Consider the following 4715-nt stretch of genomic DNA (forward strand, 5'->3'; position numbering starts at 1 on the left):
CATGGAACTCGACGCCGCCCGCGCTACCGGCGACGAGACCGCGGCCGGCCACCTTATGCGGCGGATCGGCCAGGAGTGCACGCCGCGGGCCGTCAAGCAGCACCTCGCCGCCGGTCTGCTGCAGGCCGGCCTGTACGAAGGGCTCACCCGCGACCAGCACGATCAGTTGACGGGCTGGCTGCAGGACCTGCAGCTCGGCCCGGAGATCGTCGAACGGGCTGAGAGCATCAGCGTTCACTGATGCCGGCACCGGCTCGTCGGCCGACGTCCGCGACGAGCGACCCGAACAGGGCGCCGTCCGCAATTGGCGGTGCAACGGCGGCGCGGACTTCTTGTCCCCGCAGGCCCGCCAGACCGTCCCCACGTCCGGCCTTCGGGTGAGCCATGTCAGTTGGGCCGGGCGGCCGACCGGTGTTCGCACGGGAGAGCGACCGGACGCCCCGCGCGGTGCAGTTCGGACCGCCGCACGACGCCCGAGGCGCGACTCTGGATCGACAAGGGCTGGCTGCGGCCCCCCGAGCGCGGCCAGCCCCTGGCCACCGGCCGGCAGGCATGTCGAGGGCCCGCCGGGCATAGGTGTGCGTCTCGGACCGGCGGGCCGCCAAGAAGGCTACCGAGTGGAACAGCCGGCCACTACGGTTGCCGGTCCCGGCCGGTACTCGAAGCCGAGTGACCCACTCACAGCTGGAATCCCATCCCCTCGGATTCGCGTCAGGGCCCGGTGGGCACCCCACCCGGGCGAGGACCACTGCCACCTCGCCGTCACGGGTACGGCCGACCCACACCTGGGCCCAGCCCTCCGGGACGCAGACGGTCAACAGGTCGGCCCCGCGGGCCTCGTCGCGGACGAGCTCGAAGTGACCGTCGCAGAGATCCTCGGTGTCCCGCCCGATCGGCGGGCCGCCGAAGCCGGCGGCGGTCACCTTCGCCAGGTCGCGGCGGAACGGTTCGGTCAGCTGCTCCCAGGCGGTGGCGTCGGCGAAGCAGCCCATGGCCTCTTCCGCCGCAAACCCCGAGGCGGCGGTGTCCGGGCCCGGCCCCTCCTCTCCCACACCGAGGGCGACCTCCCAGGAGACCACCGGCTCGTCGCGGACGCACAGGCGCGTGGCAGCGCATTCCCGGTGCTCTCTGTAGTAGCCGTCGATCAGGCTGGGGGAGTCCGCCCAGGCGACCTCTACCCGGTAGTCGCCCGGCGGGATGCGCAGCGCGAGCTCGCGCGGCGGCGCCGTGGACCAGGGCGAGTCCACGACCAGCCGACCGCTCGGCAGCCGGATCACGGTGACCTCCTGCACGCCGACGATCTCGATCCAGCTATACGGAGTGTGCGGGTCACCCCCAAGGCGCAGCCCCGGCGTGAACAACCCGTCGAGGTATTCCCGCGACTTTGACCCGACTTCGCCCATACCTGCCCGTCCTTCTCCCCGGCTCCCGGCCCCGGACCGTACACGCGCCCGCTGACAGGCATCCGGCGCGAGCTGCGGGCCGGAGCTGCGGCCGGCACCTGCCCGTCGCCCGGCACGCATGACGGTGCCAGTGGTGGTCGTGGTGGTGGGTTCGTGTCCGGAGGGTGTTTGTGGGGGATGTCATCTGGGTGTGTCGAGGGGGACGGTGGTGAGTGCGGCGAGGACTTCGGGGTTGGAGACGAGGGTGTTCAGGTCTTCGGGTGTCATGGGTTTGGAGGGTTGTGGTTCGCCGGTCTCGCCTTGGGGTGGGTTGGCGAGGGGGAGTGTTCCGAGTCCGGTGGTTTTGCCTTGGGGGGTGACGACGGTGAATTGGGTGAGTGTGTAGGGGGTGGATTGGTAGAGCCAGCCGGTGGAGCCGTCGGGGAGGGTGTGGAAGGTGCAGTTGGTGGCGTAGACGGGCCGGCCGTTGTCCGGTTCGCAGGGTGAGGGGGCGTGGCTGCCGGGCGGCAGGGGGGTGCCCATGATGGCGGCGATCGTGGTGTAGCCGCCGTCGGCGCGGGCGAGTCGGAAGGTGGTGGGGCCGGCGCCGGTCAGTACTGCGGTGTATCCGGGCGGCAGGTGGGCGGCGAGGGCGGCGTGCAGGCGGGCCTGGACCTGGTCGAGCTGGTCCATGCCGTAGCCGGAGGGCTGCGTGGCCGGGTGGCGGCCGTCGGCGGGGTCGAGTCCGACGAGGTCCCGCAGGCCCGATGCTCCCGGTACGGCCAGCGTGGCGGCGAACGCCAGTACCGGTACCGCCACCAGTGCTCCTGCGGCGAGTGCGAGTCGGCGTCGGGCGCGCAGTCGCCGTCCGCCGGCGCGTACGGCGGGCAGTACTGCGGGCGGTTCGGGTTCCGGCTGTTCGAGTACTGCCCGGAACACCTGTGCCGCCGTCCGGTGGTCGATGTCGTCCCCGTCGTGCGTCATGCCTGTTCCCTCCGTTTCGCTGCGCATTCCCGGCCTCATCCGTTCACCCGCTCGTCCGTCTGTGATTGCTCGTCGGCTCTTGTCCGGCTGTGCCTGCTGCCTGTCCGTTCTTGCCGGCCGGCTGCCGTCCGTGCCTCGCCGCCCGTTGTGCCGTCTGTTCGTCTGCCGGCCCGTTCACCTGCTCGCCCCGTCCGCCCCTACCCGGCCGGTCGTGCTCGTCTGTCGGTGCCTGCCCGCCTGTCGCCCGCGCCAGCCTGTGCCTGCTGGTTGGCGCCTGCCCGTCCGTGGCCGTGCGGGCCCGTGGCTGCCGTGCCTCGCTGCGCTGCGCCTTGTGGCTTGTCCGGCTGTGCCGTGCCTCGCTGCGCTGCGCCTTGTGGCTTGTCCGGCTGTGCCGTGCCTCGCTGCGCTGCGCCTTGTGGCTTGTCCGGCTGTGCCGTGCCTTGCTGCGCTGCGCTGCGCCTTGCGGCTTTGGCTGGCTGTCTGTGGGTCTGCTGGTCGGGTTGTGTGGTGTGCGGGCGGGCGTGGGGGCGGGTCATGTTCCGGCGATTTCGTGAAGGGAGTCGCCGAGGATTGTGCGTAGTTGGGCCAGGCCGCGGTGGGTGTCGGAGCGGATCGTGCCGCTGCTCCGGTTGAGGATCGTGGCGCATTCTTCGATGCTCTGGTCTTCCCAGTAGCGCAGGACGAGGACTGCCCGGTAGCCGGGTGTGACGTGGGGCGAGGGCTGCGAGCAGTGCGAGGCGCCGGTCCGGGTCGGTGTCGGTGGTGGCGGTTTCGGGTGGTTCGGCGCTGGCCGTTTCGCGGGCCGAGTGGCGGCGTCGTCCGTCGATGAAGGTGCGTACGAGGGTGGTGCGGGCGTAGCCCTGGGCGGTGTCCGGGTCGCGTAGTCGTGGCCAGCGGGCGTACACCTTGATCAGGGTGGATTGGACGAGGTCTTCGGCGAGGTGCCAGTCGCCACACAGCAGATAGGCGGTGCGGCGCAGTGCGCCGTACCGGGCGGCGGTGAATTCTTCGAATAACCTCTCGCGCTCCGGCGACATCCGTGTCCGGCCCCCTTGTTCTGTCGTCCGTGCCGAGTTGTCCGTGGGACGGTGGTGTCCCGCGTCGACTTGTACACGCGGTGGGGTGCCGGAAATGTTGCGTCTCCGTCGGTGGGTGTTGGTCCTTGCTCTGCACCGTGGGGCCGTCCCCGCCGCCTTGACGTGATCCGCGCGCTCCGTTCGGGCGGGGGAGTGCTGTCCGGGGTTGTGGTTGTGGTTGTGGTTGCGGGCAGGGTGGGCCGGGTGTGTGGGTGGTACTTGCGGGCTGGCGGCGCGTGTCGGGTATCCCCGGATGCCGGGTGGTCCCGTGTGCGGCGTTCGGTGGTTCGGTCTGCGGCTTTGTGGTGTTGTGCTGGGGCGTGGTGGTGGCGGGTGGAGTTTGTGGTCGGGGCGTGCTGTGCATGGCCGGCGTCGGCCTGTACGGTGCCCACCCGCTGTGCACCTGTGGAGGGCGTCCTGTGTGCCCCGTGCCTGTTTGCCGGCCGTGTCCTGATGTCTGTTGTTGCCTGGATGCCGGGCGCCTGATGCCTAGTACTGCGTTGTGTGCGGCGGGTTGCTGTTCTGGCGGCGGCCCCGGCGGTTGCTAGCTGGGCCCCGTTTTGGTGATCGGGTTGGGCCGTTGAGGTTTGGGCCTGTTGGCGGGGTGTCATGCCGTGTGTCGTTGTCCTGTGGTGGGTGGTGGTGGCCGGGTGGTGTGCCTGGTGGCAGGAAATTTTGCGGTTGGTAGGCCCGGAAGTGAGGGTCGGTCGGCAGGCTTGGGACGGAAGATTTCCTGTCTGGTGGGGGCTGCTCGGGGTTCCCGGGTGGGGGCGGGTTGTGGGGGTGGCGGCCGGTGGTGGGCCGGGGTGGGGTGGTGGGGTTCGGCGGGCCGGGGTTGGGGGCGGTGGTTATGTCTGTGGTGGCTTGTTCCGTTTTTTTGTCAGCTGGTGATGGTTCGTAGGATTGGTTGGCCGAGTGTGTCGAGCCAGCCTGCGAGTGTGCCGATCGGGCCGGTGAGGCGGGTGCCGGCGGTGGCGAGTGTGCCTGTGGTGGAGAGCAGGCGGGTGATGCGGTCGAGTCGGGTTGCCACTGTTTGCCGGTCGGGTTCGGGTCGGGTGACTTTCGCGTCGAGTGAGTCGAGTTCGGCCCGTACTTGGGGTTCGGCGGCCGGTGGCAGTGGTGTTTGTTCGATCGCTGTCCGCAGGTCGCGTGCCAGGTCGCGGGCTTGTTGTTCGCCTGCTGTGAAGACGGCCGACTGGCCGTCGTGGACGGTCTGGTTGAGCTTTGCCCCGCGACGTGGACACCCTGACACTTGGATCTTGTTGATCCAGGA

At 70.2% G+C, this 4715-nt stretch carries 5 protein-coding genes and 1 pseudogene; 1 reads left to right on the forward strand and 5 read right to left on the reverse strand.

Features of this window, described 5'->3' with window-relative positions; translation table 11 throughout:
- Positions 1-241 (forward strand): hypothetical protein (locus tag ABD353_RS39160; protein ID WP_344628496.1); only part of this gene is annotated, 241 nt, incomplete at its 5' end.
- On the opposite strand, the gene ABD353_RS39165 is transcribed toward ABD353_RS39160, so the two are convergent.
- The 5 genes and pseudogenes from ABD353_RS39165 to ABD353_RS39185 form a co-directional block, all read right to left on the reverse strand.
- Positions 228-1403, reverse strand: coding sequence for a DUF4241 domain-containing protein (locus tag ABD353_RS39165; protein ID WP_344628497.1), 1176 nt, complete (start codon positions 1401-1403; stop codon positions 228-230). The two genes, ABD353_RS39160 and ABD353_RS39165, sit on opposite strands and share 14 nt — an antisense overlap.
- Before the next feature lie 180 nt (positions 1404-1583).
- Positions 1584-2366: a hypothetical protein gene (locus ABD353_RS39170; RefSeq protein WP_344628498.1), complete on the reverse strand. Its 783-nt coding sequence runs from the start codon at positions 2364-2366 to the stop codon at positions 1584-1586.
- Positions 2367-2898: 532 nt separating this feature from the next.
- A complete protein-coding gene (locus ABD353_RS39175; RefSeq protein WP_344628500.1) occupies positions 2899-3045 on the reverse strand; it encodes an RNA polymerase sigma factor in 147 nt (48 codons plus the stop codon).
- 184 nt (positions 3046-3229) lie between these two features.
- A pseudogene (locus tag ABD353_RS39180) lies at positions 3230-3403 on the reverse strand (sigma factor); the annotation flags it as partial.
- Between the two features lie 919 nt (positions 3404-4322).
- Positions 4323-4715: hypothetical protein (locus ABD353_RS39185; RefSeq protein WP_344628499.1), on the reverse strand; the 393-nt coding region annotated here is incomplete at its 5' end.

The organism is Kitasatospora arboriphila, assembly GCF_039528095.1.
Taxonomy (GTDB): domain Bacteria; phylum Actinomycetota; class Actinomycetes; order Streptomycetales; family Streptomycetaceae; genus Kitasatospora; species Kitasatospora arboriphila.